The following is a 24772-nucleotide window of genomic DNA, read 5'->3' as shown; positions in this document are numbered from 1 at the left end:
CGTTTCATAAACCTATGCAAGGATGCTCTTTTTACTTTTTTACCCTTTTACTTTTATCGGATAATGCCTCGCTGAGAACTCTCAACGAAGTCGATAATATACTGAATCTCCTTGGTAACCTCAAGATTCTTCTTGATTTCCTCAATACCTTCCTTCAATATACCCTTGCTGTAGAGCAGGCGGTAAGCCTCGTGGATGTTCTGGATGGTCTCATTGCTGAAACCGCGACGGCGCAGACCGATGAGGTTGATGCTGCAGTAGCGGGTTGGCTCCTTGCCGGCAATGATATAAGGAGGAATATCCTGAGAGAAACGGCAACCACCCTGGATCATCACGTAGCCTGCGATATGGCAGAACTGGTGAACGAGAACGTTGGCGCTGACGATGGCGTTGTCATCTACTACCACCTCACCGGCAAACTTGGTAGAGTTGCCGATAATCAAGCCGCTGCCGAGCACGCAGTCGTGAGCCACGTGAACAGTCTCCATCAGGAGGTTGTTGCTGCCTACTACGGTCTTGCCCTTAGAGGCTGTACCACGAGAGATAGTAACGTTCTCACGGATGCTGTTGTTATCGCCCACCTCGCAGGTTGTCTGCTCGCCCTTGAACTTCAAGTCCTGAGGCTTGGTAGAGATGCTGGCGCCTGGGAAAAATTCATTATTGTTGCCGATGCGAGCGCCCACGTGGATGGTAACGCTGTTCTGCAATACGTTGTTATCGCCCAAAACGGTGTCCTTGTCGATATAGCAGAAAGGACCGATAATGTTGTTGTCACCGAGTTTTGCCTCTGGATGAACAAACGCTAATGGACTAATCTGATTCATATTTCTATTTTATTATTACTTGTTCTTAACAATCTGTGCAGTGAAAGTAGCCTCTGCCACCACCTGGTCGCCTACGAACATATAGCCCTTCATAGAGCTGATACCATGACGTACAGGTGCGAGGAGTTCTACACGGAAGAGGAGGGTATCGCCCGGAACCACCTTCTTGCGGAACTTCACATCATCGAGCTTCATGAAGTAAGTACTCCAGCGCTCAGGCTCCTCCAACTGGTTGAGGACGAGCAGACCGCCACACTGTGCCATAGCCTCTACCTGGAGAACACCCGGCATAACCGGTTCCTCAGGGAAGTGACCGGTGAAGAAAGGCTCGTTGCTGGTTACATTCTTTACGCCCACGATGCTGCTAGGCCCCATAGCGATGACCTTATCGACCAGCTGCATAGGGTAGCGGTGAGGCAGGAGCTGACGGATGCGGATATTATCCATGATTGGCTCCTCGTTAGGATCGTAGATAGGAGCCTGAATCTCGTGCTTGCGAATCTCCTTGCGCATGAGGCGGGCGAACTTGTTGTTTACGGTATGGCCTGGACGCGTAGCGATGATGCGGCCCTTGATAGGCTTGCCGATGAGTGCCATATCGCCGATGATATCGAGCAGTTTATGACGTGTACATTCGTTCTCCCACTGCAATGGACGGTGCTGGATGTAACCCAACTTGTTGGCATCCATGTGAGGCACCTTGAGATGGTCGGCGAGCTGGTCGAGCTGAGCCTGTTCTACCTGGCGCTCGTAAATAACGATGGCATTGTCCAGGTCACCACCCTTGATGAGGTTAGCCTGGAGCAGAGGCATGATATCGCGTACGAAAACGAAGGTACGGGCAGAAGCAATCTCCTCTGCGTATGTCTCCATCTTTTCGAGGGTAGCAAACTGGCTGTTGATGAATTTACTCTCGAAAGAACACATGGCTGTGATGCTGAAGTCCTCGTCTGGAAGAATGGTGATAACAGACCCGTTATTATCTTTCACCTCAATCTTATGGCGGATGATGTAGTAATCTTTCTCTGCATTCTGTTCCTGGATGCCTACGCTCTGAATCTTCTCTACATAAGGAGCAGCAGAACCGTCGAGGATAGGGAACTCAGGACCATTTACCTGGATGAGACAGTTGTCGATGCCGAGGGCATAGAGTGCTGACATACCATGCTCGATGGTAGAAACGCGGATATCGCCCTTACCGAGTACGGTACCGCGCTGTGTTTCAACAACGTTCTCAGCTACAGCCTGGATAACAGGCTCGCCTTCGAGGTCGATGCGCTGTATTTTATAACCGGTGTTCTCTGGTGCTGGATTGAATGTTACGGTGAGGCTCAAGCCTGTATGCAAACCCTTTCCGCAAAGAGAGAAACTACCTTTCAGTGTCTTCTGTTTTGACATAACGATTTATTTTAATGTTAGGTGTTAAATGTTAAGTGTTAACTTGTTGGGGCATTCGCTCATTTAACACTTTACATTTAACATTGAAAAAAATTACTTTTTCTTTAATTCTTCAATCTGCTTCTTCAGGTCGTTGAGTTCCTTGTACATGTCAGGCAAACGACGGAAGATAGCCTGAGACTTGAAGTAAGCGCGCTGCTCCATAGGAGGAGTTCCGATGAGCTGCTGGCCGCTCTTGAGGCTGCCCGGAACACCGCTCTGGGCACCGAGGAACACCTTGTCGCCGATAGTGATGTGGCCGGCAATACCCACCTGTCCGCCAAACATACACCATTCGCCTACCTTCGTACTGCCTGCTACACCTACCTGAGAAGACATCACTGTGTTGGCGCCGATGTCGGTATTGTGGGCAATCTGTACGAGGTTGTCGAGTTTCACGCCCTTGCGTACGTAGGTAGAACCCATTGTAGAACGGTCTACACAAGTGTTGGCACCAATCTCTACATCGTCTTCGATGGTAACGATACCAATCTGAGGAATCTTGTCGTAACCTTCAGGACCTGGAGCGAATCCGAATCCGTCGGCACCGATTACACAACCGGCATGAAGCGTAACGTTGTTGCCTAATTTACAGCCGTGATATACGGTAACGTTCGGATAGATGAGTGCATTCTTACCAATCTTCACACCCTCTCCGATGTAGGCATGAGGATAAATCTGGCTACCTTCGCCTACCTCTGCACCATCGCTGATATATGCGAAAGCACCTACATATACGCCTTCAGCCACCTTAGCCTTTGGAGATACGAAAGCCAGCGGATCGATGCCGGTCTTCTTAGGCTTCATAGATTCGTACATCTGCAGGAGCTTAGCCACACACTCGTATGCATTCTTCACACGGATGAGGGTTGTGCTGACAGGGTGTTCCAATTCTACGTTCTCATCAATGAGTACGATGCTTGACTTGGTTTCGTAAACATAATGAGTGTATTTAGGGTTAGAAAGGAACGAGATAGCGCCTTCCTTACCTTCTTCGATTTTTGCGAAGGTGTTGACTGTTGCGTTCTCATCACCTTCCACACGGCCCTGAACGAACTGGGCTATTTGTTGAGCGGTAAATTCCATAATTTATCTGACTTCTAGTTTGTTTTATTTAGGTTCCCAAGGCATCATTACCTTTAGGTAACCGCAATTTGTTTGCAAAAATAGCAAAAAAGATTTAGATTCTCGACTTTATTTTGTAATATTTTGCTTTTTCGCCCCATAAAAGGGTATTTTTTAGGCGCAAAGCCTCTTTTTCAAGATACTTTGCGCCTAAATTGAGTTTTTATAACTTAGCAAGTTCTGCTGCCATTTCAGCCTGCAACTCCTTAGCTTTCTGACCTGCTACCTCTGCAAAGTCATCGCCGTTGCTGGCATAGATGATGCCACGGGAAGAGTTGACGAGCAAGCCGCAGTCCTTGATGATGCCATACTTGCAAACCTCCTGCAGGCTGCCGCCCTGTGCACCTACGCCCGGTACGAGCAGGAAGTGGTTAGGAGCCACCTTGCGGATGTCTTCGAACATCTTGCCCTGTGTAGCGCCTACTACATACATCATGTTCTCATCGTTGCCCCATTCCTGGCTCTTCTTGAGAACCTTCTCGAAGAGGCGCTCGCCCTCCTTATCCTCGGTGAGCTGGAAGTCGTGGCTACCCTTGTTGCTGGTCAGTGCCAGGAGGATAACCCACTTGCCGTCATACTCGAGGAATGGCTTGACTGAATCCTCACCCATATAAGGTGCTACGGTTACAGAGTCGATATTGTACTCCTCGAAGAATGTCTGGGCATACATCTTGCTGGTGTTGCCGATATCGCCGCGCTTGGCATCTGCGATGATGAAGTGGTTTGGATAGTGGCTGTGGAGATACTTGATGGTGTTTTCGAAGGCAATCATGCCATCGATGCCGCGGCTCTCATAAAAAGCCAGGTTTGGCTTGTAAGCCACACAGTATGGGGCTGTTGCGTCGATGATAGCCTTGTTGAATCTGAATATCATTTCGGCTTCTGCGCCCTGGATGTCTTCACTCTCGGTGATGCACTTAGGCAACTTGTTGATATCTGTGTCAAGACCTACGCACAAGAAACTCTTCTTGGCGAAAATCTGCTCTACGAGTTCTTTTCTGTTCATAATGGATTGATATGATGATTCATCGCCCCGAAGTACGGAACGATGAATCGGGGTTTTACAATTCTGTTTCTTTCAGTTTCTCTGCGTTCTCAGCTACGGTCAGGGCATCAATCATGTCCTGAATATCACCTGCCAGGAAACCGTTGAGATCGTGAGTGGTGTAACCGATACGGTGGTCGGTAACACGGCCCTGAGGGAAGTTGTAGGTACGGATCTTCGCACTGCGGTCGCCGGTAGAAACGAGGCTCTTGCGGCGGCTGGCGATATCGTCAACATACTTCTGGTGCTCACGGTCGTGGATGAATGTATAGAGGCGGCTCAAAGCACGCTCCTTGTTCTTTGGCTGGTCACGGGTTTCGGTACACTCGATGAGGATTTCCTCTACCTCGCCTGTGTTAGGGTTTTTCCAAGGGTAGCGGAGACGTACACCAGACTCCACCTTGTTCACGTTCTGACCACCGGCACCTGAACTTCGGAAGGTATCCCACTTGATGTCACCTTCGTTGATGTTCACCTCAAACTTGTCTGCCTCTGGCAATACAGCCACGGTAGCAGCTGAGGTGTGCATACGGCCCTGTGTTTCAGTAGCAGGCACACGCTGAACACGGTGAACACCTGATTCATACTTCAATGTACCGTAAACGTCAGTACCGCTTACAGCAAAGTCGATTTCCTTGTATCCACCTACTGCGCCTTCAGAAACAGAAGTCACGCTGACGGTCCATCCCTTCGATTCGCAGTATTTCTTATACATATTAAATAGGTCGCCTGCAAAGAGGGCAGCCTCGTCGCCTCCGGCACCGCCTCGGATTTCCATCTGTACGTTCTTGGCGTCTTCCGGGTCCTTAGGTACCAGCGCAATCTTGATTTCTTCTTCGAGTTTAGGCTGCAGCGCCTCGTTCTCGTTGAGTTCTTCGCGAGCCATCTCCTTCATTTCCGGATCGCTCTCGTTGGCAAGGATGTCCTTTGCCTCCTTGATGCTATTCAGACAGTTGATGTATCGCTTGCGTGCGTCCATGATGTCACCCAGGTCTTTCCATTCCTTGGTGAGCTTCACGTAGCGTGGCTGGTCGGCGATGACATCTGGGTCGGTAATGAGGGTGCTTACTTCCTCGTATCGGCTCTCTAAGCCTTCTAGCTTCTGTAATATGTTGTTATTATCCATCGAATTATTTTTTGGCACGGATTACACGGATTACACGGATTTTTCCTTGTGTTGTGTTCCCTTGCGCTCGTTTGTAAATATCTTTCTTTTTACTTGTAAGGATAGGCCGAAATTGATGAGCAATCCTACTTCTGCCTGGCAGGCAGAGAGATAGTTTACTAACTGCCATTCATGTTCGGGATGCAAATCTTTAACGGCTTTTAATTCAATGATCACCTTCTCTTCTACGACCATGTCGGGAATGTAGTGACCAACGCATTCACCTTTGTAAAAAACATCTAAGTGTTTTTGGCACTCACACTTCAAACCACGTGATTTCAATTCTTTATACAGAGCATTTCCATATACAGCCTCTAGAAAACCAAATCCTAAGACTTTGTGTACTTCTTGAGCTGCACCAATTATCTGTTTAGTTAAATCTTCTTCCAGCATAACAATACTATAAATTAAGAAATGAAAGAATAAAAATCCGTGTAATCCGTGTAATCCGTGCCTAAAACAATTAGTATTCGAATGTTCCGAATTCGCTCTTGATGGTCAGGCTGCGCTTGCCTTCTTCGATGTGACCTACAATCTGGGCATCGATGTTGAAGCTCTTGCTGATGGCGATAACCTTCTCGGCAACCTCAGGACGTACGTAGATCTCCATGCGGTGACCCATGTTGAATACCTGATACATCTCCTTCCAGTCGGTCTCTGAGCAGTCGTGGATTGCCTTGAAGAGTGGAGGTACTGGGAACATGTTGTCCTTCACTACCTTACAGTTCTCGTCTACGAAGTGCAGAACCTTGGTCTGGGCACCACCGGTGCAGTGAACCATACCGTGAACCTCTGGGCGGAGCTCATCGAGAATCTTCTTGATGACAGGAGCGTAGGTACGGGTAGGAGAGAGTACCAGTTCTCCGGCATTGATAGGTGAACCCTCTACCTCATCAGTCAACTTATACTTACCGCTGTAAACCAACTCGTCTGGCACGGCGTGGTCGTAGCTCTCAGGATAGTTCTCTGCGAGATACTTGGCGAATACATCGTGGCGGGCAGAAGTAAGTCCGTTGCTGCCCATACCGCCGTTGTACTTCTTCTCGTAAGTAGCCTGACCTGTAGAAGAAAGACCTACGATGACATCTCCTGGACGGATGTTGGCATTATTGATGACATCGCTGCGCTTCATGCGGCAGGTAACGGTAGAGTCAACGATGATAGTACGAACCAGGTCGCCTACGTCAGCAGTCTCACCGCCGGTAGGATAGATGCCGATACCCATCTCACGCATCTCGTGGAGCAGGTCGTCAGTACCGTTGATGATAGCTGAGATTACCTCGCCTGGGATGAGCATCTTGTTGCGGCCGATGGTAGAGCTAACGAGGATGTTGTCTACGGCGCCTACGCAGAGCAGGTCGTCGGTATTCATCACGATAGCATCTTGAGCGATACCTTTCCATACAGAGAGGTCGCCCGTCTCCTTCCAGTACATGTAAGCCAAGCTAGACTTGGTACCTGCACCGTCGGCATGCATAATGTTACAATACTCTGGGTCGCCGCCCAAGATATCAGGTATGATCTTGCAGAAAGCCTGTGGGAAGATACCCTTGTCGATGTTCTTGATAGCGTTGTGAACATCTTCCTTTGCTGCGCTAACACCGCGCATCATATATCTATTGTTACTCATATTCTTACTTTGAATTTTGTTCTTTGAACTTTATGATATGCTTATTTTTCCTGGTGCCAGAAATCCCATGATGCAAAGGCTTGCAACAAGAGCATTTCCAAGCCATTCTTTACTGTGGCTCCGTGTTCTTTGCCCTTCTTCATGAAGAGGGTTTCGTCGGGATTGTAGATGAGGTCGTAGAGCAGGGTGTGGCTGTCCATTGCCTCGTAAGGCAGCGCAGGACACTCGTCTACGTGTGGGTACATGCCCACTGGGGTACAGTTTACGATGACGTTATACTCCTTGATAACCTCAGGGGTGATTTTTTCGTACTGGATAGTACCCGGACGCTCGTATCGACTCACGAAGGCTGTTTCCAGCCCGAGCGATTTCAGACCGAAGTTGATAGCCTTTGAAGCTCCGCCTGTACCCAGGATGAGAGCCTTCTTGTGATAAGGCTCGATATAAGGTTCGATGCTCTTGGTAAAACCGATTACGTCGCTGTTATATCCTTTCAGATAAACATCTTCGCCTCTGTGCTCTACCTTGATCACGTTGACGGCTCCGATAGCATTCGCCTCAGGGCTTACCACGTCGAGATAGCTGATCACTTTCTCCTTGTAAGGAATGGTGACGTTGAGACCCTTAAGCTCAGGATTTGAGTCGAGAATCTCGGTAAGATTTTCGATAGAAGGTATCTCGAAGTTGATGTATTGGGCATCGATGCCCTCGTTCTCAAACTTTTCGTTGAAATAGTTCTTTGAGAACGAATGCCCCAGAGGGTAACCTATGAGTCCATACTTGTCCATAATATTTTTGTTTTATTTGGTTGCGAAATAGAGTGTGCAGATGCCGAAGGTGAGTCGCTTGAACTCTGCCTTTGCGAATCCTGCCTTTTTGAACACCTCCATCATGACCTCGCCCTGAGGGAATGCCTCGATGGTCTTGTTGAGATAACTGTAGGCGCTCTGGTCTTTGCTGATGAGTTTGCCATACATCGGCAAGACAGTGTTGCTGTAGATGCTGAACAGCTGCTTCATCGGGAAACTGACCGGCGTGGTGAGTTCTACGATGCAGAGATGTCCGCCCTTTTTCAGTACCCGGCACATTTCCTTCAGTCCCTGATCCAGGTTCTGGAAGTTCCTGATACCGAAGGCTGCGGTTACAGCGTCGAAGCTCTCGTCCTGGAACGAGAGGTTGAGGCAGTCTTCCTTGGCAAAGGAGATGGTGTTTTCCAGTCCCAGCTGTTTTACCTTCTGTCTGCCTATCTCCATCATGCCTTCCGAGATGTCTGCTCCGATCAGCTGGTCGGGATGTAGCATCTGTGCGGCTAGGATGGCGAAATCGCCGGTACCGGTAGCGATGTCGAGCATTTTTTTAGGAGAGAAGGGCGCAAGACGCCTGATTGCCTTCTTGCGCCATCCCTTATCGATATCCCACGAGAGACGGTGGTTCAGGGTATCGTAGGTAGGGGCGATGTTATCAAACATCTCCTCTACCAACTTTCCCTTTTCTCCTGTGCCCTCGTAGGGCTTAATCTGTTCTTGCTTATACATTTATATATAGTTTACTTGTGTGCAGCAAGCCACTCGCTTACGTTCTTCTCGATGCGGGCAGCGATGTCGCCTTCCTCAGCAGCCTTGTCAAACTTCTCGCCGGTGATGTGCTCGTAGAGTTCGATGTAGCGGTCGGATACGCTCTCTGCATACTCGTCGGTAATCTCTGGCATAGTCTGGCCTGGCTCGTTCATGAAGTTGTGCTCGATGAGCCACTGGCGAACAAACTCCTTAGAGAGCTGGCGCTGTGGTTCACCCTTCTCAAACTTCTCCTCGTAACCGTCAGCATAGAAGTAGCGGCTAGAGTCTGGAGTGTGGATCTCATCGATGAGATAAACCTTGCCGTCGCGCTTGCCGAACTCGTACTTGGTATCTACGAGGATCAAGCCCTGCTTGGCAGCGATTTCCTGACCGCGGGCGAAGATGCGGCGTGTGTAGTCATCCATCACAGCGTAATCCTCTGCACTAACAATACCCTGGGCGATGATCTCTTCCTTAGAGATATTCATGTCGTGACCCTCGTCAGCCTTTGTAGTAGGGGTGATGATAGGCTCTGGGAAACGCTGGTTTTCGCGCATACCGTCTGGCAACTTCACACCGCAGATCTCGCGGCAGCCCTTCTGATACTCGCGCCATGCACTACCGGTGAGGATAGAACGGATGATCATCTCCACGCGGAAACCTTCGCACTTCAAACCTACGGTAACCATTGGGTCTGGAGTAGCCAACTTCCAGTTTGGACAGATGTCTGTAGTTGTGTCCAGGAACTTAGCTGCAATCTGATTGAGCACCTGTCCCTTGAATGGGATACCCTTAGGCAGAACAACGTCGAACGCTGAGATTCTGTCGGTAGCGACCATCACGAGGAGGTCGTCGTTAATGTCATACACATCACGTACTTTACCGTGGTAAACACTCTTCTGTCCATCAAAATGGAAATCTGTCTTTGTTAATGCTTTCATTTTACTTTGAACTTTGAATTTTGAACTTTGAACTTTATGATATGCTTTATTTATGATCTGCATTCTTGATGAAATCTATTTTTAAAGAATCATTCAGTTCATTCTTCATTCTGATTATTTTGAATTATCTTTTTCTGCTTTCTGAGCTTCCCGTGCTTCCGCTCTCTCCTTGTCATACTTATCGTATGCGTTGACGATGCGGGTTACGAGTTTGTGGCGCACGATGTCCTTCTGTCCCAGCTTCACCACTCCGATACCTTCCACACCGTCCAGAATCTTGAGCGCCTCCTTCAGTCCGCTTCGCTGTTCGCGTGGCAGGTCAATCTGTGTCAGGTCGCCGGTGATAATCATCTTGGTGTTCATGCCCATACGGGTGAGGAACATGCGAATCTGTTGGGAGGTAGTGTTCTGCGCCTCGTCGAGGATGACGACGGCATCGCTGAGTGTGCGTCCGCGCATAAAGGCGAGCGGAGCAATCTGGATAATGTGCTTTTCCATCATATCCTGCAGCTTTACGGCAGGTATCATGTCTTCCAGCGCATCGTAGAGCGGCTGGAGGTATGGGTCAATTTTGTCTTTCATATCGCCAGGCAGGAAACCGAGTTTTTCGCCGGCTTCTACGGCTGGTCGTGAGAGGATGATTTTCTTGATGGCTTTTTCCTTGAGGGCCTTTACGGCAAGGGCGATGCTGAGATAGGTCTTGCCGGTACCGGCTGGTCCCACGGCAAATACCATGTCGTTCTTCTCGTAAGCATCTATCAGCTGCTGCTGGTTTTCGCTGCGGCTCTTGATAGGTCGGCCGCTGATGCTGTATACCAGCACGCCTTTCACGCTGTCCGCCTTGGTCTGTTTTCCTTTCACGATGTCCAGGATGTCTTCATCATTGAGCATGTTGTATTTAAGCAAGTGCTTGCGCATCTGCTCAATATCCTCTTCCACCTTTGCCATTTCCTCCTCGTCGCCGAGCACACGAATCACGTTGTCGCGTGCCACGATACGCAACTTAGGATACAGCGATTTAATCATCTGCAGGTGGGCATTGTTCACACCGTAGAACATCACTGGATCGATATCTTCGAGTACAATATGTTTCTCTATCAAAATGTCTTAATTCTATAAAGTTTAAACTATCCTATCTAATATTTTGTTATATAACGCTGCAAAATTACTACTTTTCCATGAAATGAGCAAATTTCGGCGAATAAAACATTCTTTAAATATTAAAAAAGCTATTTTTTCGAGAGTTTTTGTTACCTTTGCAGCTAAATTTGGCGATGCGGTTCCCGTTTTGCCTGAAGAATATAGAATATTATTTCGTGAAAATAAGATAATTATGAAGATTAGTAAGAACAGATATTTACAGGGTTTTGGTATTGTGGTTTTGCTTTTGGCGCTGGTAAGAGTCATCTTCCCGGGAGTAGCAAAACCGAAAACGGCGGCTGCAGATGCGGCTGATTCTGCATTAGTGGCTGCGAAGGATTCGGCTGCTTCTGATGCTTCTACTGCTGAGATTTCTGATGCTCCCGCTGGTGCTGATGGAAATGTGGCTGAGGACCTGAAGAAGGATGAACTCTCTGTTATGCCTGATACGGTACAGAGCGGCAAGCCTTCTATCTTCTTCGACAAGAATGGCAAGGAAGTGAAGCATCGTATCTTCTCGGTGCCTCATTTCGGCAATACTTTCCCCGACCAGCAGGATGTGCAGATTCTGGCGGCTACTAAGCACGGCGTGAAACCGGTACAGAACCGTCTGGAGGCGGAGAACAGCAAGGGCAAGCTGGTGTATGTGGGCAGCAATCCTTTCTTTTATGTCGACAAGCTGAACAACAGTATTCCTTACCTGGTGCCTCGTGCCTCTGTGCTGCTCCAGGATATTGGTCGTGCCTATTTCGATTCGTTGCAGATCAAGGGTATTCCGCTGCATAAGATTATCGTGACGAGCATTCTGCGCACCAAGGATGATGTGGCGAAACTGCGTACCCGAAACGGCAATGCTACCGAGAATTCGTGCCATCTCTATGGTACTACCTTCGATATCTGCTACAACCGCTACAAGCAGATTCAGACCCGTGAACAGCCTCGCCGACAGGTGCAGAATGATACCCTGAAATGGGTGTTCTCCGAGGTGCTCCGCGATTTCCGCAACAAGAACCGCTGCTATATTAAATATGAGGTGAAGCAGGGTTGCTTCCATATCACCGTGAAGTAGTGGTGTTTCATTTAATTTTTGATTCTCTTCAAATCTGCTTCTTCTCCCACTATCCAGATGATGTCTCCCTTCTTGAAGACTCGGGTAGGGGATACGTGCGTCAGATTTTCCCGGCCCTCTTCCAGTCCTACCACCATACAGTTGTATTTATCCCTTATTCCGCTTTCTATCAGCGTCTTTCCCAGGAATTCGCTGCCGCCGCTGATGATGAGCTGGCTGAGCTTCATCTCGCGCTTTTCTATTTCAGCCTCCTCAGGCAGCAGGTCGCTCTGCAGGGCGGTGTTGAATTTCTGCAGCTGGTCGTCGTTGCCGATTACCTGCAGTTTGTCGCCCGGGAAGATGATCATGTCGCCGTTCGGGATGTTCAACCGGTGAGAGCCGCGGTGAATGCTGCTCATGTCAACACCGAAACGCTGGCGCAGATGCAGCTCTCTCAGCGATTTGCCAGTCCAACTGCTATCTTCTGGTACTTCAAATTCGCTGATGTGGATATCTCGGTCTAGCAGTCTGCCCTCGTAGAGCGGCCGCTTTTCGCCGTTCACCTGAGCCGCAATATCGCGCGAACGCAGGTTGTGAACGAAGACGCGCTCCATCACGATGCTACGCTTCTTGATGCGGCGGGATGCCAGCATCAGCATCACCACGGCGGCACCGATGCAGACAATCAGCGCATTGGTAAAGCGCGAGAGGAAATTGATGATATAGAAGATGAAAGCCAGTGCTATCATGAAGCGCACGAACACCGTAAAGAGCAGCGGCACGCGGTTGATGCTGCTCTCCACCCAGAGGCGTTTCCACTCGGCACTGTGGTTCTTCTTCATCACGATGGCGCGCAGGAACGGTGAGATGAATAGGACGGTGAGCAGACCGGTGATGGCGTTGGCATACCAGTGGAGATGCCAGCCGGGCAGCAGATTGCGCATCAGTGGCAGCACGAAGGTGAACATCAGGGCGATGACGGCTGCCGAGAGGATGGAGTAGGCGGTGGTGTTGACCAGCATCTGGCGGATCAGCGATTTCCACTTGCTCTGCTGCTGCGTCTGGGGATGGCTCATCGCGAAATGGTTCAGAATATGGATGAGTTTGTCGGGCAGATGTTTCTCCATCACCTGATAGGTAGGTGTGGCAAGACGAATCATATAAGGTGTAAGGAAGGTGGTGATGACACTCACTGCTACCACTACCGGATAGAGGAACTTGCTGATGACGCCGAGCGACAGACCCAGCGAGGCGATGATGAAAGAGAACTCACCAATCTGAGCCATCGAGAAACCGCAGCGCATCGCCGACTTCAGCGACTCGCCTCCGAGCATGAATCCGAAGGTGCCGAATATTGCCTGACCTACCAGTATCGTACCGACCAGGGCGAGGATAGGAACGGCATATTCTATCAGAATCTTCGGGTCTACCAGCATACCTACCGATACGAAGAAGATGGCTCCGAAGAGGTTCTTTACCGGTTCTACAAGCTTGATAATCTTCTCTGCCTCAATGGTTTCTGCCAGTATACTGCCCATGACGAAGGCTCCGAAGGCGCTGCTGAACCCCACCTTGGTGCTCAGTACCGCCATGCCGCAGCACAGACCCAGCGAAACGATGAGCAGGGTTTCGGCATTGATAAGTTTCCTCACCGAACGCAGGAACCACGGAATGGCGAAGATGCCCACGATAAACCATACGCCCAGGAAGAAGCCTATCTTCACGATAGAGGCAAGCATCTGCCCGCCGTCGGGACTGCTTCCGCTCGCTATCGCCGACAGCATCACCATCATCACGATAGCCAGGATATCTTCCAGTATCAGCACGCTCATCACCATCGAGGCAAACTTCTGGGTGCGCAGCCGCATATCATCGAATGCCTTATATATAATAGTGGTGGAGCTCATGGCGAGCATACCGCCCAGGAAGATGCAGTCCATCCTTCCCCAGCCGAAACTGTGGCCTACGCTGATGCCCAGCATCATCATGCAGAACACGATGACCACGGTGGCGATGATGGGAGAGGCACCCATCTTCACGATTTTCTTGAACGAGAAGTCGAGACCGAGCGAGAAGAGGGTGAAGATGACACCGATGTCGGCCCAGGTCTGGATATCCGTCTCGTCGACTACCGACATGGTGTAGGACATGTGTGGCGAAACCAGGAATCCCGCCATGATGTATCCCAGCACCAGCGGCTGCTTGAGCCTTTTGAAGATGAGGGTTACGATGCCTGCTACCATCAGGATGAGGGCGAGGTCTTTTACTAAAAATGGAATTTCAGCCATATTTTTCTGTTTATGAAAAAGGGGAATTTAGATGTGTCTAAATTCCCCATATCTGTATTAGTCATTAAATTCTTCTGTGATTTCCGCTATCTTCACGATGGTCTTCACTACCTTCTCCATTACCTGGATGCTCACAAACTCGTGAGGGCCGTGGAAGTTGACACCGCCGGCGAAGATGTTAGGACAAGGCAGACCTTTGAAACTCAGCTGGGCTCCGTCGGTACCGCCGCGGATAGGCTCTACGCGAGGTGGAACGCCGCTCTCCTGCATCGCTCTGAGCACGATGTCGATGACGTGCATGTTAGGATCAATCTTCTCCTTCATGTTATAGTACTGGTCGTAGATAACCGCCTTTACGGTTCCGTCGCCATACTTCTCGTTCATCTTGTTCACGCAGTCCTCGATGAAATCCTTGCGGTTTTCAAACTTGTTGCGGTCGTGATCTCGGATGATGTAGCTGAGTTTTGCCTCCTCGCAGCGGCTCTCGATGCCGATGAGGTGGTAGAAGCCCTGGTAGCCTTCTGTCTGCTCAGGAGTCTCGTTCTCAGGAATCATGTTCTGGAATTCCACAGCCAGTCGGCTTGCATTCACCATCTTGCCCTTGGCATAGCCTGTATGAACGCTCACGCCCTTGATGATGATTTTAGCTCCGGCAGCATTGAAGTTCTCGTATTCCAGGTCGCCTAGGTCGCCGCCATCTACGGTGTACGCCCAGTCGCAGCCAAACTTCTCTACATCGAAATGATGCGCACCCATACCGATTTCCTCGTCAGGATTGAAACCTACGCGGATATCTCCGTGCTTGATTTCGTCGTGGTCGCGCAGATAGCACATAGCCTGTACGATTTCAGCGATGCCCGCCTTGTCGTCAGCACCCAGCAGGGTAGTACCGTCTGTCACGATGATATCCTCTCCCTTGTGAGCCTTCAGCTCTGGGAAAGTCTCAACGCTTGAGATGATGCCCGGGCTCAGCTCGATGTCGTTGCCGTCATAGTTCTTGATGACGCGCGCCTTTACATCCTTTCCGCTGGCATCAGGCGATGTATCCATGTGTGAAATAAATCCGATGGTAGGAGTCTTTTTCTTGGTATTGCTCTTCAGGGTGGCATAGATATAGCCCATGTCATCCATTTCGACATCGCTCAATCCTTCGTCCTCAAGTTCCTTCTTCAGGTACTTGGCAAATTCAAGCTGTTTTGCCGTACTAGGCACGCTGGTCGATTCTTCGCTCGACTGTGTGTCGAATTTCGTATAGTTTATAAATCGTTCTACTAAATCCATGTTTTCAATTATTAATCATTTCTGTTGTTTCGGGTGATCTCGGTGGGATTCAAACCCACGACCTTCAGAACCGGAATCTGACGCTCTATTCAGCTAAGCTACGAGACCCTCTTTTCTGCCGCCCGTTTCTCCGCCTGAATGACATCGAATCGGGAAGTCGACTGCAAAATTACTGCTTTTATTTGAAATAACCAAATATTTGGGGCAGATTTTTTCATATATATAATGTGTATTTGTGAATAGTTCTACAAAATGCTACTAAAAAACTTAAAAATGCTATCATTTTGCGAAAAAATACGGAAAAATGCTTGCAGATTAATTATTATTTTGTACCTTTGCAGCGCAAATACTAAATATGAAATAAAAATGAGCAATTTGATAAAACCTGAAGGGTACAAGGCGCTGCTGGATATGCGCCAGACCGAAATGGGTATTAAAATGATAAAAGAATTCTTCCAGCAAAACCTGAGCACCGAGCTCCGTCTGTGTCGTGTTACCGCCCCTCTCTTCGTATTGAAGGGTTTGGGTATCAATGATGACCTGAATGGAGTGGAGCGCCCTGTAACTTTCCCTATCAAGGATTTGGGCGAAGCCGAGGCTGAGGTGGTTCATTCTCTTGCCAAATGGAAGCGACTGACGCTTGCCGAGTATGAGATTGAGCCTGCTTATGGCGTATATACTGATATGAACGCCATCCGTGCTGACGAGGAGTTGGATAATCTTCATTCGCTCTATGTTGACCAGTGGGACTGGGAGGCTGTGATTACCAGGGAAGACCGTACCATCGCCTTCCTCGAGAATATCGTGCGCCGCATCTATGGTGCCATCTTGCGTACCGAGTTTCTGGCTTGCGAGCATTATCCTCAGCTGAAGCCTTTCCTGCCAAAGGAGATTCATTTTATTCATGCGCAGGATTTGCTCGATATGTATCCAGACCTTTCTCCTAAGGAGCGTGAGGATGCTATCTGCAAGAAGTATGGCGCTGTATTTGTAGAGGGCATCGGAGGCAAGTTGAGCGATGGCAAGAAGCATGATGGCCGAGCTCCTGACTATGATGACTGGAGCACCGTGGCTGAGAACGGCAAGGTGGGACTGAATGGTGATATCCTTATCTGGTATCCTGTTCTGGGTCGCAGTTTCGAGCTCAGTTCTATGGGTATCCGTGTCGACAAGGAGAGTCTGCTGCGTCAGCTTAAGCTGGAGGGCAAGGAGGATAGAGAGAAGCTTTACTTCCATCAGCAGCTCCTGAACGACAAGTTGCCTCTGAGCATTGGTGGCGGTATCGGTCAGAGCCGTCTGTGCATGGTATTGCTTCATAAGGCTCACATTGGTGAGATTCAGGCTAGCATCTGGCCTGAGGAGATGCGCAAGGAGGCTGAGGAAGCGGGCATGAACCTCATCTAGGCCTTTCTGTCGGTGCGTCATGGTGAGTACTGTGATGTGCTGCATATTCAGTTGATCTTTTTAAGATAATAATAATTTGCTTACGAAGGCTCCCGGTGCTTTTCTGCATCGGGGGCTTTTTTTTGTTGTGTGTCGGTATGACACTAACCTAGTTGGTTCAAATTCCCCAGAACGCCCCGTTTCTGCCGTTTTCGGGGTCTTCATTGATGACCGGCGTCTGCCATCATTTATAACCCGTGTTGGTCTTAATAGAAGACTCGAGCGAGGCACAAAAGACTGTTCTTTCGATTGCCGGTGCAAAGATACGAAGATTTCTGGTATCTACCAAATTTAGGCATGTGATAAGGAACGATTTTCAGCAGCTTACGATTTGAAACTTAGTAAAGAGAAATAACTCTATGTTTCATGGAACGCATCTCTATGTTTTGCGGTGTAGAAAACTATGTTTTGCGCTATAAACCAGTATGTTACAAAGTAATAACCGATTACGTGGAACGTATTAAGTATTCAGTATTCAGTTTTTTTCGCTGTTGTTACCACTCTCTGTATAGATAGTATATTATATATATATAATATATATATATAATATAAAATATTTACTTACAATTTGTAACCATATAAAAGGTAACTATCGCGAAAAAAACTGAATACTGAATACTGAATAACCTCTTGGGCATCATTCTATGTCATGACCAGATCCAGGTCCTTTGTGAGTTTTTTCATCGCAGGGTTCTTCTCCATAAGAAGTTCCAGAACTTCATTCTTGGTCAGAACCTTGCCTACCTCTTCCTGGTCGGCAAGGCGATAGCTGATGCTCAGTTCGCTGTTGTGAAGACCTAAGACGAAAGTCTTGAGAATGCGGTTCTTGATGTTCAAAACGTCGTCTAGCAAGAGCTGGTTGTTGATGATAACCTCTATCTGCGGATAGTTGGTTATCTTCGGTACAATACTCTTCATGCGGTTGGCTAAGCCTATGAAATCCAGCTTGTTCTGCATTCTCATGCACATACTGAACCATGTTGCTTCCACCTGCTCCTGGGTGAACTCGTTCTGGTCGCCCGTGATGGTCGCTTTTTCCTCATTGGTATCATCATACGGACTGTGCAGGCGGCGCTGGTTCTCCTCCTTCTTCTTCAGGTTAGAGAAAGTCATGCCTATGCCGCCCAGCTTGATATTCTTGAGTCGTGGCTTGTGAGGCGATGCAGCATCAGTAGCAGCTCCGGCAGCGGCTGAGCCTTCTGGAGAGGCAGATGCGGCTGCGGTGGCAGATGCAGAATAAGATGCAGCATTAGAGGCTGCAGAAGCGGCTGTCGGTGCCCCTGACGAAGGCACAGCAGTAGCTGTAGCAGCAGACGCTCCCGGCTGTGAAGACCGTTTTTCGCTGCTGCCAGAAGGCTCAGAACCTGCACCCTGAGAGGCAAGCTTAGACTGAGCCAGGAGTTTCTGAAACAGGGATTTTAATCTATTGGGCGTACGCCCCGCACTAGGCACATCCTGATCCTCGGGCTGCGTAATCTGGCCTATCTGTATCAGGGTGAGCTCTACCAGTAATCGCTTGTTGCTGCTGGCGCGGTAATGGATATCGCACTGGTTCATCAGTTCCAGCGCCTTATATAAGAAAGGTGTAGGTGCCTTCTGGGCCTGAGCCTGGAACTTGGCTTTCTGGTCGTCGCTGGTCTCGAGCAGAGGCAGGGTCTGAGGGTCCTTCGCCATCATCACATTGCGCACATGCTGGGCAAGCCCCTGTATCATGTTGCCGCCATCGAAACCGCGGCTCAGAATGCCGTCGAGTGTTACCATCATCTCGGGCACCTTATTCTCCAGAGCCAGGTCTACCAGACGGAAATAGTTGTCGCTGTCGAGCACGTTCAGGTCCTCGATAACCTTCTGGTAAGTGATGTTGCCCATGCAGAAGCTGGCAGCCTGGTCGAAGATAGAGAGGGCATCGCGCATACCTCCGTCAGCCTTTTCGGCTATCACGGCGAGCGCCTGCTCTTCATATTGTATGCCTTCCTTCTCAGCCACCATCTTCAGGTGGTTGATGGTATTGGCTACCGTCATTCGCTCGAAGTCGTAAATCTGGCATCGGCTCAGGATGGTAGGCAGAATCTTATGCTTCTCGGTAGTGGCGAGGATGAAGATGACATGCTGAGGCGGCTCTTCCAGCGTCTTGAGAAAGGCGTTGAAGGCGGCTGTAGAGAGCATGTGGACCTCATCGATGATAAACACCTTATACTTGCCCACCTGAGGCGGAATGCGGGTCTGCTCCATCAGAACCTTAATCTGGTCAACACCGTTGTTGCTGGCGGCATCCAGCTCGAAGATGTTGTAGGAACGCTGCTCGTTGAAGGCACGGCAGCTCTCACATTCGTTGCATGCCTCGCCGTCTTCACGAGGATGCTCGCAGTTGATTGCCTTCGCAAAAATGCGGGCACAAGTGGTTTTGCCCACACCTCTCGGACCGCAGAAAAGATAGGCGTGCGCCAGCTTGCCGCTCTTCACTGCATTCTTCAAAGTGGTGGTCAATGCACTCTGTCCGACAACCGAATCGAAGGTCATCGGACGGTACTTTCTTGCAGAAACTATATACTCTTCCATTATTTTTTCTTAATTGATGATGCAAAGATAACAAAAAAATATTATCTTTGCAAACAAATTCGGAAGAAATGAGTAAAAAACTTGGTATTATATGGAATTATCTCGCTCATTATAAGTATCTTATAGTGATTGTAGCGGGTGTTCTGGTAGTTGGTGTAGTTGACGACAACAGTGTAAGACAGCACATTAAGTACCAGATAGAGATAGCTACGCTCCGTTCGGAGATAGAAAAATATCGTGAGCAGTATGAAAACGACAAGCATACCCTGCGTGATATGCAGCATGGTGTGCGGGCATTTGAGAAGATAGCCCGCCAGCGTTATTTCATGAAGGCTGATGATGAAGACATCTTTGTATTGAGTTCGGATATTCCGGAAAAAACTAACGAACAAGACGAAAATGAAACAATTGAGTAAACTGGAAAGTGCTATTTTCTTGCTGGGCGGCGTGCTGATGGTTGTCGGTGCGGCTTGCTTCGCATTTGGTTTTTCACATCCGCAGCTGGTGCAGGTAACGAGCTGGGGGTTCCTGCTGGGCACCATACTCTTCAGCGTGATGCAGGCGATGCAGATCTATGATGGACCTTCGCTGGTTATCCACCGCCTGAAGCGGATGCAGTATGTGGCAGACATCTTCTTCGTGCTCTCAGGCATCTCGATGGTAGATACGGTGTATGCTTTCCTGCGCCGCTGGTTTGAGAATTATGAGACCTATATCACCTATTTCTATAATAAGTGGGTAGTCTTCCTCCTCATCGCAGCTCTGCTGGAACTGTATACCACGCATCGCATCTCTCATGAACTGAAGAAGGAAAACAATCAGTAATATAGAAAGGACGAGAAAAAAGCTTTCGGTGGCCAATAGGAGTGCAAACAAAACATAAATCTTGTAAGAATGAATTAAATTGCTGCAATTTATTTCGTCAGTTCAAATTAAGATTGTACTTTTGTTCACCGAAAGTGATATAGATAGCTTATGAATAGAATATTTTACGCATTCATTGCCTTGATGGCACTAGCATCTTGTGCCAACAGTTACGATATCTCGGGTACTTCTAACGTAAGTACTCTGGACGGACGCATGCTGTACCTTAAGATACTGGAAAACAACGATTTCAAGAACGTGGATTCTTGCGATGTAGTGCACGGACAGTTCCATTTTCAGGGTTCTGTCGACTCTATGAAGATGGCGAATATCTTCATGGATGATGACCCTGTGCTGCCGCTGGTGCTGGAGAGTGGAAGCATTACGGTGAAGCTCGATGATACACAGCAGGTGGTAAGCGGTACTCCGATGAACGATAAGCTCTTCGGCTTCTTCAAGAAATACCAGCAGATTCAGAATCAGTTGCGCGAACTGGTACACAAGCACGACCAGGCTATCATGAACGGTAGCGATATGGTGGCTGTCAACAAGCATCTGAACGAGGAATCCATCCGCCTCTCTGAACAGGAAGACAAGCTCATCACTTCGTTTGTTACCGACAACTTCAATAATGTGCTGGGACCGGGCGTCTTCTTCCTCGTTACAATGGGCAACCAGTATCCGATGCTCTCTCCTTGGATTGAGGACATCATGAGCAAGGCTACCGACTATTTCAAGAATGATCCTTATGTAAAGGACTATTATAAGAAAGCTCAAGAAAATCAGGAGATTATGAACGGTACACGAGATGCGCAGAGCGGCATGCAGCCAGAGATGGAGGCGGCTCCACAGGTAAATCCTGATGCGGCTCCGGCACCTACAGCCAACGAACTGGCTGCGCCTACGATTCCTGAAAAACAGGAAGGTCAGGAGTAGAAACAGGGCTCTTTCAAGGTCTTGGGCATTAACATCTTGTAAAACTCTTCATTTTATAAGTTTAGTAATATGAAATTAATCAAGAATGGAACCATTATAAATGAGGGTCGCTCTTTTGTGGGCGACCTCTTGTTGGATGGTGAATTTATCAAGGAGATATATGAAGGCGAGGCACCCCGTGGCAATTACGATGAAGTCATCGATGCCTCGGGGTGTTTTGTTTTGCCGGGTGTGATTGATGATCATGTTCACTTCCGTGAGCCGGGACTTACGCAGAAGGCTGACATCGAGAGCGAAAGCCGCGCTGCTGCCTTTGGTGGTGTGACCAGTTATTTTGAGATGCCTAATACGGTGCCTCAGACTACCACTCTGGAGGCCTGGCAGGCAAAGCGGCAGCTGGGCGCTGAGAAGAGTCATGTGAACTACAGTTTCTTCTTTGGTGCTACCAATGATAATGTAAATGATTTTGAACAGCTCGATACGCATCGTGTTCCGGGAATCAAGCTCTTTATGGGCTCCAGTACGGGCAATATGCTGGTGGATAAATATGAGGCGCTGCAGGCTATCTTCAAGAAGGCGAAAGAACTGGATTTGCCGGTGATGACCCACTGTGAGGATACCGAAATCATTAACCGCAACATGCAGCTGGCTAAGCAGAAATGGGGTGAGGACCCTGCCGTAGAACATCATCCGGAAATACGCAGCGAGGAGGCTTGCTATGAAAGCAGCCGTCTGGCGGTGCAGCTGGCTAAGGAAAGCGGGGCGCATCTCCATATCGCTCACGTTACTACGGCTAAGGAACTGGAGTTCTTTGGTAAGGATGAAAATATTACAGGCGAGGCTGTTGTGGCTCATCTCATGTTCTCGGATAAAGACTATGCTGTGAAGGGCGCACGCATCAAATGCAACCCTGCAGTAAAGACCGCTGCTGATCGCGAAGCTTTGCGTAAGGCGCTGAGTAATGGTAAGATAACTGTAGTAGGTACCGATCATGCTCCTCATCAGTTGAAGGATAAACAGGGCGGTTGTGCCAAGGCTGCATCAGGTATGCCAATGGTACAGTTCTCGCTGGTAAGCATGCTGAAACTTGTTGACGAAAAGGTAATCAGTATCGAGCGCCTGGTTGAACTGATGTGCCATAATCCAGCCCGTCTGTTCCATATCAGTCAGCGCGGCTTCCTGCGTCCGGGTTATAAGGCAGATGTCGTTGTGGTGCGCAAGGGAGAGCCTTGGAAGGTGACCGCAGAGGTGATTCAGAGCAAGTGTAAATGGAGCCCTGTAGAGGGTGATGAGTTTGCATGGAAAGTGGAACAGACTTTCTGTAACGGTCATCTTATCTATAACAAAGGCGTGTTTGATGCTGCTTGCAGAGGAGAAGAACTGGAGTTCAGAAACAATTCCTGAAAAAGGGAAATCTTACGGGGATTGTAAAATAAAATATCGTATCGGATGCGGAGAATAGTATACAATATAAGCGAAATTGAGCCATATATCAACTGGCTATATTTCTATCATGCCTGGGGATTGAGCGGCAAACCTCGAGAGGAAAAGGAAAAACTGAAGGCAGAGGCGCTCGATATGCTCCATTCATGGGAAGGCGAATATCATACCTATGCCGTCTTCGGACTCTTCGAGGCGAACAGCGAGGGGGATGATATCTGGCTGGAAGGGCAGAAAGTCCGCTTCCCGATGCTCCGTCAGCAGCATCCGGCGGCTCAGGGAGAACCCAATCTCTGTCTGGCTGATTTCATCCGCCCTCTGGGCAGTGGAATATCAGACCGGCTGGGTATCTTCTGCACGACGGTAGATGGCGGTCTGGAGAAGAAATATCGCTCGGACGACTACCTTAATATGATGGCACAGACACTCTGCGACCGGTTGGCTGAAGCCACGGCAGAGAAGTTGCACGAAGAGGTGAGACGCATCATCTGGGGCTATGCTCCCGACGAGCAGCTGAGCATCGAAGACCAGCATCAGGAGCGCTATCAGGGCATCCGTCCGGCTATCGGATATCCTTCGCTGCCCGATACCAGTGCCAACTTCATCATCGACCAGCTCATCGATATGAGTCAGGTGGGCATCCGGCTCACCACAAGCGGAATGATGACGCCTCATGCCAGTGTTTCGGGGCTGATGTTTGCACATCCCAAGTCGCGGTATTTCGAACTGGGACGGATAGGAGACGACCAGCTTCGCGACTATGCACAGCGCAGAGGAGTGCCCGTGCAGGCAATGAAAACGTATCTTCAATCAAGTTTGATCAAGAAATGATAGCAAGAATATTAATACCCGTAGTGGTATTCACCCTGTTGCCGTATCTGTGGATATATAAAAGGTATGGCAAGTTACGGCTGAAGAGTCTCTGGCAGCGGGTGCTCTTCTGGTTGCCGGCTTTCGTGGTTATCGCCTACAGCGCGTATATCACGATACTGCCCAACTTCCTGCCACGCAATCCGGTGCTCATCGACATCTGGTTTGTGATGATGGCAGTATGTGCGGTTCCGCAGTTTGTCTTCAGCCTGTTCTGTGTCTTCGGTTGGTGCTGTATGCGGCTCCTCCACGGCCATTGCAACTGGGGCAAGCTCCTCGGACTGGTAGTGGGAGCGGTGGCGTTCTTCTGCTTTATCTACGGATTTACCGAAGGTTTTCCTAAGATGCAAGTCAAGCGTATCACCATCTATGTACCCAATCTGCCGAAGTCTTTCGAGGGCTATCGCATCGTTCAGTTCAGCGATATCCATCTCGGTTCATACTATGGCTGGCGTGGTCATCTGCCTCAGCGCGATATCGACAGCATCAATGCCGAGAAGCCTGATCTGATTTGCTTTACGGGTGATTTACAGAATGTTACACCCGATGAACTGCCTGAGTATCAGGCGCTGCTCAGCAGTCTGAAAGCCAGAGACGGCGTGATGAGTGTGCTGGGCAATCACGATTACACCTATTATATGGATGTAGATGACAAGCAGGAGATAGCTGCATTAGAGAAGCGGATGCAGGACTTCCAGCGGAGTTGCGGATGGCACCTGCTGATGAATGAGCATGTGGCGGTGCATAGAGGTACTGACAGTATCTATGTGGCTGGTACAGAGAACTATGACAAGCCAAAGCGAACCAACGTAAGGAAGGCGCTGTATGGCATCAGACCGGGCTCTTTCGTGCTGATGCTGCAGCATATTCCGAAGCAATGGCGCGAGACCTGGCCTTCTACTATCAATAAGGAGAAGGATGAGGATGGCGATGTGATAGGACCTGACAGGAAGGATTCGCTGGTCGTAGCACCGCAACTTACGCTGAGCGGTCATACGCATGCGGGGCAGATCAGTATCCTGGGCTTGCGTCCGTCGATGTTTACTCCTTATGATTACGGCCTCTTCGAAGAGGAGGGTTGCCAGCTCTATACCACATCGGGGCTGGGCGGTACCGTTCCAATCCGCATAGGGGCTACGGCAGAAATCGTGGTCATCACACTCAAAAGAAAATGAGGAGT

At 49.1% G+C, this 24772-nt stretch carries 22 protein-coding genes and 1 tRNA gene; 8 read left to right on the top strand and 15 right to left on the bottom strand.

Annotated elements, in window-relative coordinates; genetic code table 11:
• Positions 1-53: 53 nt before the first annotated feature.
• The 11 genes from lpxA to ONT19_RS07655 form a co-directional block, all read right to left on the bottom strand.
• Positions 54-824 (bottom strand): acyl-ACP--UDP-N-acetylglucosamine O-acyltransferase, encoded by a 771-nt coding sequence (lpxA, locus tag ONT19_RS07705; protein WP_022120462.1) that lies wholly within the window; start codon positions 822-824, stop codon positions 54-56.
• Between the two features lie 15 nt (positions 825-839).
• Entirely contained in the window at positions 840-2222 is a 1383-nt protein-coding gene (locus ONT19_RS07700; RefSeq protein ID WP_238406082.1) for a bifunctional UDP-3-O-[3-hydroxymyristoyl] N-acetylglucosamine deacetylase/3-hydroxyacyl-ACP dehydratase, read from the bottom strand.
• Positions 2223-2315: 93 nt separating this feature from the next.
• Positions 2316-3347, bottom strand: a complete 1032-nt coding sequence (gene lpxD, locus ONT19_RS07695; RefSeq protein ID WP_117587652.1) for a UDP-3-O-(3-hydroxymyristoyl)glucosamine N-acyltransferase — start codon at positions 3345-3347, stop codon at positions 2316-2318.
• A gap of 202 nt (positions 3348-3549) precedes the next feature.
• The gene (gene pyrF / locus ONT19_RS07690; protein WP_006847232.1) at positions 3550-4392 is read right to left on the bottom strand and encodes an orotidine-5'-phosphate decarboxylase; all 843 of its coding nucleotides are present in this window, start codon (positions 4390-4392) and stop codon (positions 3550-3552) included.
• A gap of 55 nt (positions 4393-4447) precedes the next feature.
• The gene (gene prfA / locus ONT19_RS07685; protein ID WP_006847233.1) at positions 4448-5557 is read right to left on the bottom strand and encodes a peptide chain release factor 1; all 1110 of its coding nucleotides are present in this window, start codon (positions 5555-5557) and stop codon (positions 4448-4450) included.
• Positions 5558-5587: 30 nt separating this feature from the next.
• Positions 5588-5989 carry a GxxExxY protein gene (locus tag ONT19_RS07680; protein WP_264952804.1) on the bottom strand — a complete coding sequence of 134 codons (402 nt, stop codon included), beginning with the start codon at positions 5987-5989 and terminating at the stop codon, positions 5588-5590.
• Between the two features lie 70 nt (positions 5990-6059).
• Complete coding sequence (locus tag ONT19_RS07675) at positions 6060-7208, bottom strand: AIR synthase-related protein (RefSeq protein ID WP_264953092.1); 1149 nt, start codon at positions 7206-7208, stop codon at positions 6060-6062.
• Between the two features lie 59 nt (positions 7209-7267).
• Positions 7268-8014 carry a shikimate dehydrogenase family protein gene (locus ONT19_RS07670; RefSeq protein WP_006847236.1) on the bottom strand — a complete coding sequence of 249 codons (747 nt, stop codon included), beginning with the start codon at positions 8012-8014 and terminating at the stop codon, positions 7268-7270.
• A gap of 12 nt (positions 8015-8026) precedes the next feature.
• Entirely contained in the window at positions 8027-8761 is a 735-nt protein-coding gene (ubiE, locus tag ONT19_RS07665; protein ID WP_118078682.1) for a bifunctional demethylmenaquinone methyltransferase/2-methoxy-6-polyprenyl-1,4-benzoquinol methylase UbiE, read from the bottom strand.
• Between the two features lie 11 nt (positions 8762-8772).
• The gene (locus tag ONT19_RS07660) at positions 8773-9723 is read right to left on the bottom strand and encodes a phosphoribosylaminoimidazolesuccinocarboxamide synthase (protein ID WP_264952805.1); all 951 of its coding nucleotides are present in this window, start codon (positions 9721-9723) and stop codon (positions 8773-8775) included.
• A gap of 114 nt (positions 9724-9837) precedes the next feature.
• Positions 9838-10824, bottom strand: a complete 987-nt coding sequence (locus tag ONT19_RS07655; RefSeq protein WP_022120453.1) for a PhoH family protein — start codon at positions 10822-10824, stop codon at positions 9838-9840.
• Between the two features lie 232 nt (positions 10825-11056).
• Between ONT19_RS07655 and ONT19_RS07650 the strand changes: the two genes are divergently transcribed.
• The gene (locus tag ONT19_RS07650; protein ID WP_118189797.1) at positions 11057-11932 is read left to right on the top strand and encodes a DUF5715 family protein; all 876 of its coding nucleotides are present in this window, start codon (positions 11057-11059) and stop codon (positions 11930-11932) included.
• 11 nt (positions 11933-11943) lie between these two features.
• Here the strand turns inward: ONT19_RS07650 and ONT19_RS07645 are convergent, their stop codons facing one another.
• The 3 genes from ONT19_RS07645 to ONT19_RS07635 form a co-directional block, all read right to left on the bottom strand.
• Positions 11944-14199: a cation:proton antiporter domain-containing protein gene (locus ONT19_RS07645; RefSeq protein ID WP_117727576.1), complete on the bottom strand. Its 2256-nt coding sequence runs from the start codon at positions 14197-14199 to the stop codon at positions 11944-11946.
• A gap of 57 nt (positions 14200-14256) precedes the next feature.
• Positions 14257-15480, bottom strand: a complete 1224-nt coding sequence (gene pepT / locus ONT19_RS07640; RefSeq protein WP_118064651.1) for a peptidase T — start codon at positions 15478-15480, stop codon at positions 14257-14259.
• Positions 15481-15514: 34 nt separating this feature from the next.
• A tRNA-Arg gene (locus ONT19_RS07635) sits at positions 15515-15588 on the bottom strand.
• Between the two features lie 258 nt (positions 15589-15846).
• On the opposite strand from ONT19_RS07635, the gene asnA reads away from it, so the two are divergent.
• Complete coding sequence (asnA, locus tag ONT19_RS07630) at positions 15847-16884, top strand: aspartate--ammonia ligase (RefSeq protein WP_264952806.1); 1038 nt, start codon at positions 15847-15849, stop codon at positions 16882-16884.
• A 681-nt stretch (positions 16885-17565) separates the two neighbouring features.
• Here asnA and ONT19_RS07625 read toward each other — a convergent pair.
• Positions 17566-19482: a DNA polymerase III subunit gamma/tau gene (locus tag ONT19_RS07625; RefSeq protein ID WP_264952807.1), complete on the bottom strand. Its 1917-nt coding sequence runs from the start codon at positions 19480-19482 to the stop codon at positions 17566-17568.
• A 68-nt stretch (positions 19483-19550) separates the two neighbouring features.
• Between ONT19_RS07625 and ONT19_RS07620 the strand changes: the two genes are divergently transcribed.
• From ONT19_RS07620 to ONT19_RS07595, 6 genes are all read left to right on the top strand, one after another.
• A complete protein-coding gene (locus ONT19_RS07620; RefSeq protein ID WP_117691582.1) occupies positions 19551-19898 on the top strand; it encodes an FtsB family cell division protein in 348 nt (115 codons plus the stop codon).
• Positions 19882-20307 carry a hypothetical protein gene (locus ONT19_RS07615; RefSeq protein ID WP_264952808.1) on the top strand — a complete coding sequence of 142 codons (426 nt, stop codon included), beginning with the start codon at positions 19882-19884 and terminating at the stop codon, positions 20305-20307. The genes ONT19_RS07620 and ONT19_RS07615 overlap by 17 nt, the downstream gene beginning before the upstream one ends.
• Before the next feature lie 150 nt (positions 20308-20457).
• Positions 20458-21282, top strand: coding sequence for a DUF4369 domain-containing protein (locus ONT19_RS07610; RefSeq protein ID WP_022120844.1), 825 nt, complete (start codon positions 20458-20460; stop codon positions 21280-21282).
• 69 nt (positions 21283-21351) lie between these two features.
• Positions 21352-22686, top strand: coding sequence for a dihydroorotase (locus tag ONT19_RS07605; protein ID WP_264952809.1), 1335 nt, complete (start codon positions 21352-21354; stop codon positions 22684-22686).
• A 45-nt stretch (positions 22687-22731) separates the two neighbouring features.
• On the top strand, positions 22732-23553 hold the full coding sequence (locus ONT19_RS07600; RefSeq protein WP_264952810.1) for a vitamin B12 dependent-methionine synthase activation domain-containing protein: 822 nt from the start codon (positions 22732-22734) through the stop codon (positions 23551-23553).
• Entirely contained in the window at positions 23550-24767 is a 1218-nt protein-coding gene (locus ONT19_RS07595; RefSeq protein ID WP_264952811.1) for a metallophosphoesterase, read from the top strand. Before ONT19_RS07600 ends, ONT19_RS07595 begins: the two co-directional genes overlap by 4 nt.
• The last annotated feature ends 5 nt before the right edge of the window (positions 24768-24772 follow it).

Source organism: Segatella copri (genome assembly GCF_026015625.1).
Classification (GTDB): domain Bacteria; phylum Bacteroidota; class Bacteroidia; order Bacteroidales; family Bacteroidaceae; genus Prevotella; species Prevotella copri_H.
This window is presented reverse-complemented; position numbering and strand designations above follow the sequence as displayed.

What these genes read in the sequence shown, in the direction of transcription:
- lpxA (WP_022120462.1), bottom strand. Translation starts at nt 824, where the DNA reads ATGAATCAGATTAGTCCATTAGCGTTTGTTCATCCAGAGGCAAAACTC.
- prfA (WP_006847233.1), bottom strand. Translation starts at nt 5,557, where the DNA reads ATGGATAATAACAACATATTACAGAAGCTAGAAGGCTTAGAGAGCCGA.
- ONT19_RS07645 (WP_117727576.1), bottom strand. Translation starts at nt 14,199, where the DNA reads ATGGCTGAAATTCCATTTTTAGTAAAAGACCTCGCCCTCATCCTGATG.
- pepT (WP_118064651.1), bottom strand. Translation starts at nt 15,480, where the DNA reads ATGGATTTAGTAGAACGATTTATAAACTATACGAAATTCGACACACAG.
- ONT19_RS07615 (WP_264952808.1), top strand. Translation starts at nt 19,882, where the DNA reads ATGAAACAATTGAGTAAACTGGAAAGTGCTATTTTCTTGCTGGGCGGC.
- ONT19_RS07660 (WP_264952805.1), bottom strand. Translation starts at nt 9,723, where the DNA reads ATGAAAGCATTAACAAAGACAGATTTCCATTTTGATGGACAGAAGAGT.
- lpxD (WP_117587652.1), bottom strand. Translation starts at nt 3,347, where the DNA reads ATGGAATTTACCGCTCAACAAATAGCCCAGTTCGTTCAGGGCCGTGTG.
- ONT19_RS07595 (WP_264952811.1), top strand. Translation starts at nt 23,550, where the DNA reads ATGATAGCAAGAATATTAATACCCGTAGTGGTATTCACCCTGTTGCCG.
- ONT19_RS07605 (WP_264952809.1), top strand. Translation starts at nt 21,352, where the DNA reads ATGAAATTAATCAAGAATGGAACCATTATAAATGAGGGTCGCTCTTTT.
- pyrF (WP_006847232.1), bottom strand. Translation starts at nt 4,392, where the DNA reads ATGAACAGAAAAGAACTCGTAGAGCAGATTTTCGCCAAGAAGAGTTTC.
- ONT19_RS07700 (WP_238406082.1), bottom strand. Translation starts at nt 2,222, where the DNA reads ATGTCAAAACAGAAGACACTGAAAGGTAGTTTCTCTCTTTGCGGAAAG.
- asnA (WP_264952806.1), top strand. Translation starts at nt 15,847, where the DNA reads ATGAGCAATTTGATAAAACCTGAAGGGTACAAGGCGCTGCTGGATATG.
- ONT19_RS07675 (WP_264953092.1), bottom strand. Translation starts at nt 7,208, where the DNA reads ATGATGCGCGGTGTTAGCGCAGCAAAGGAAGATGTTCACAACGCTATC.
- ONT19_RS07600 (WP_264952810.1), top strand. Translation starts at nt 22,732, where the DNA reads ATGCGGAGAATAGTATACAATATAAGCGAAATTGAGCCATATATCAAC.
- ONT19_RS07650 (WP_118189797.1), top strand. Translation starts at nt 11,057, where the DNA reads ATGAAGATTAGTAAGAACAGATATTTACAGGGTTTTGGTATTGTGGTT.
- ONT19_RS07610 (WP_022120844.1), top strand. Translation starts at nt 20,458, where the DNA reads ATGAATAGAATATTTTACGCATTCATTGCCTTGATGGCACTAGCATCT.
- ubiE (WP_118078682.1), bottom strand. Translation starts at nt 8,761, where the DNA reads ATGTATAAGCAAGAACAGATTAAGCCCTACGAGGGCACAGGAGAAAAG.
- ONT19_RS07680 (WP_264952804.1), bottom strand. Translation starts at nt 5,989, where the DNA reads ATGCTGGAAGAAGATTTAACTAAACAGATAATTGGTGCAGCTCAAGAA.
- ONT19_RS07620 (WP_117691582.1), top strand. Translation starts at nt 19,551, where the DNA reads ATGAGTAAAAAACTTGGTATTATATGGAATTATCTCGCTCATTATAAG.
- ONT19_RS07670 (WP_006847236.1), bottom strand. Translation starts at nt 8,014, where the DNA reads ATGGACAAGTATGGACTCATAGGTTACCCTCTGGGGCATTCGTTCTCA.
- ONT19_RS07625 (WP_264952807.1), bottom strand. Translation starts at nt 19,482, where the DNA reads ATGGAAGAGTATATAGTTTCTGCAAGAAAGTACCGTCCGATGACCTTC.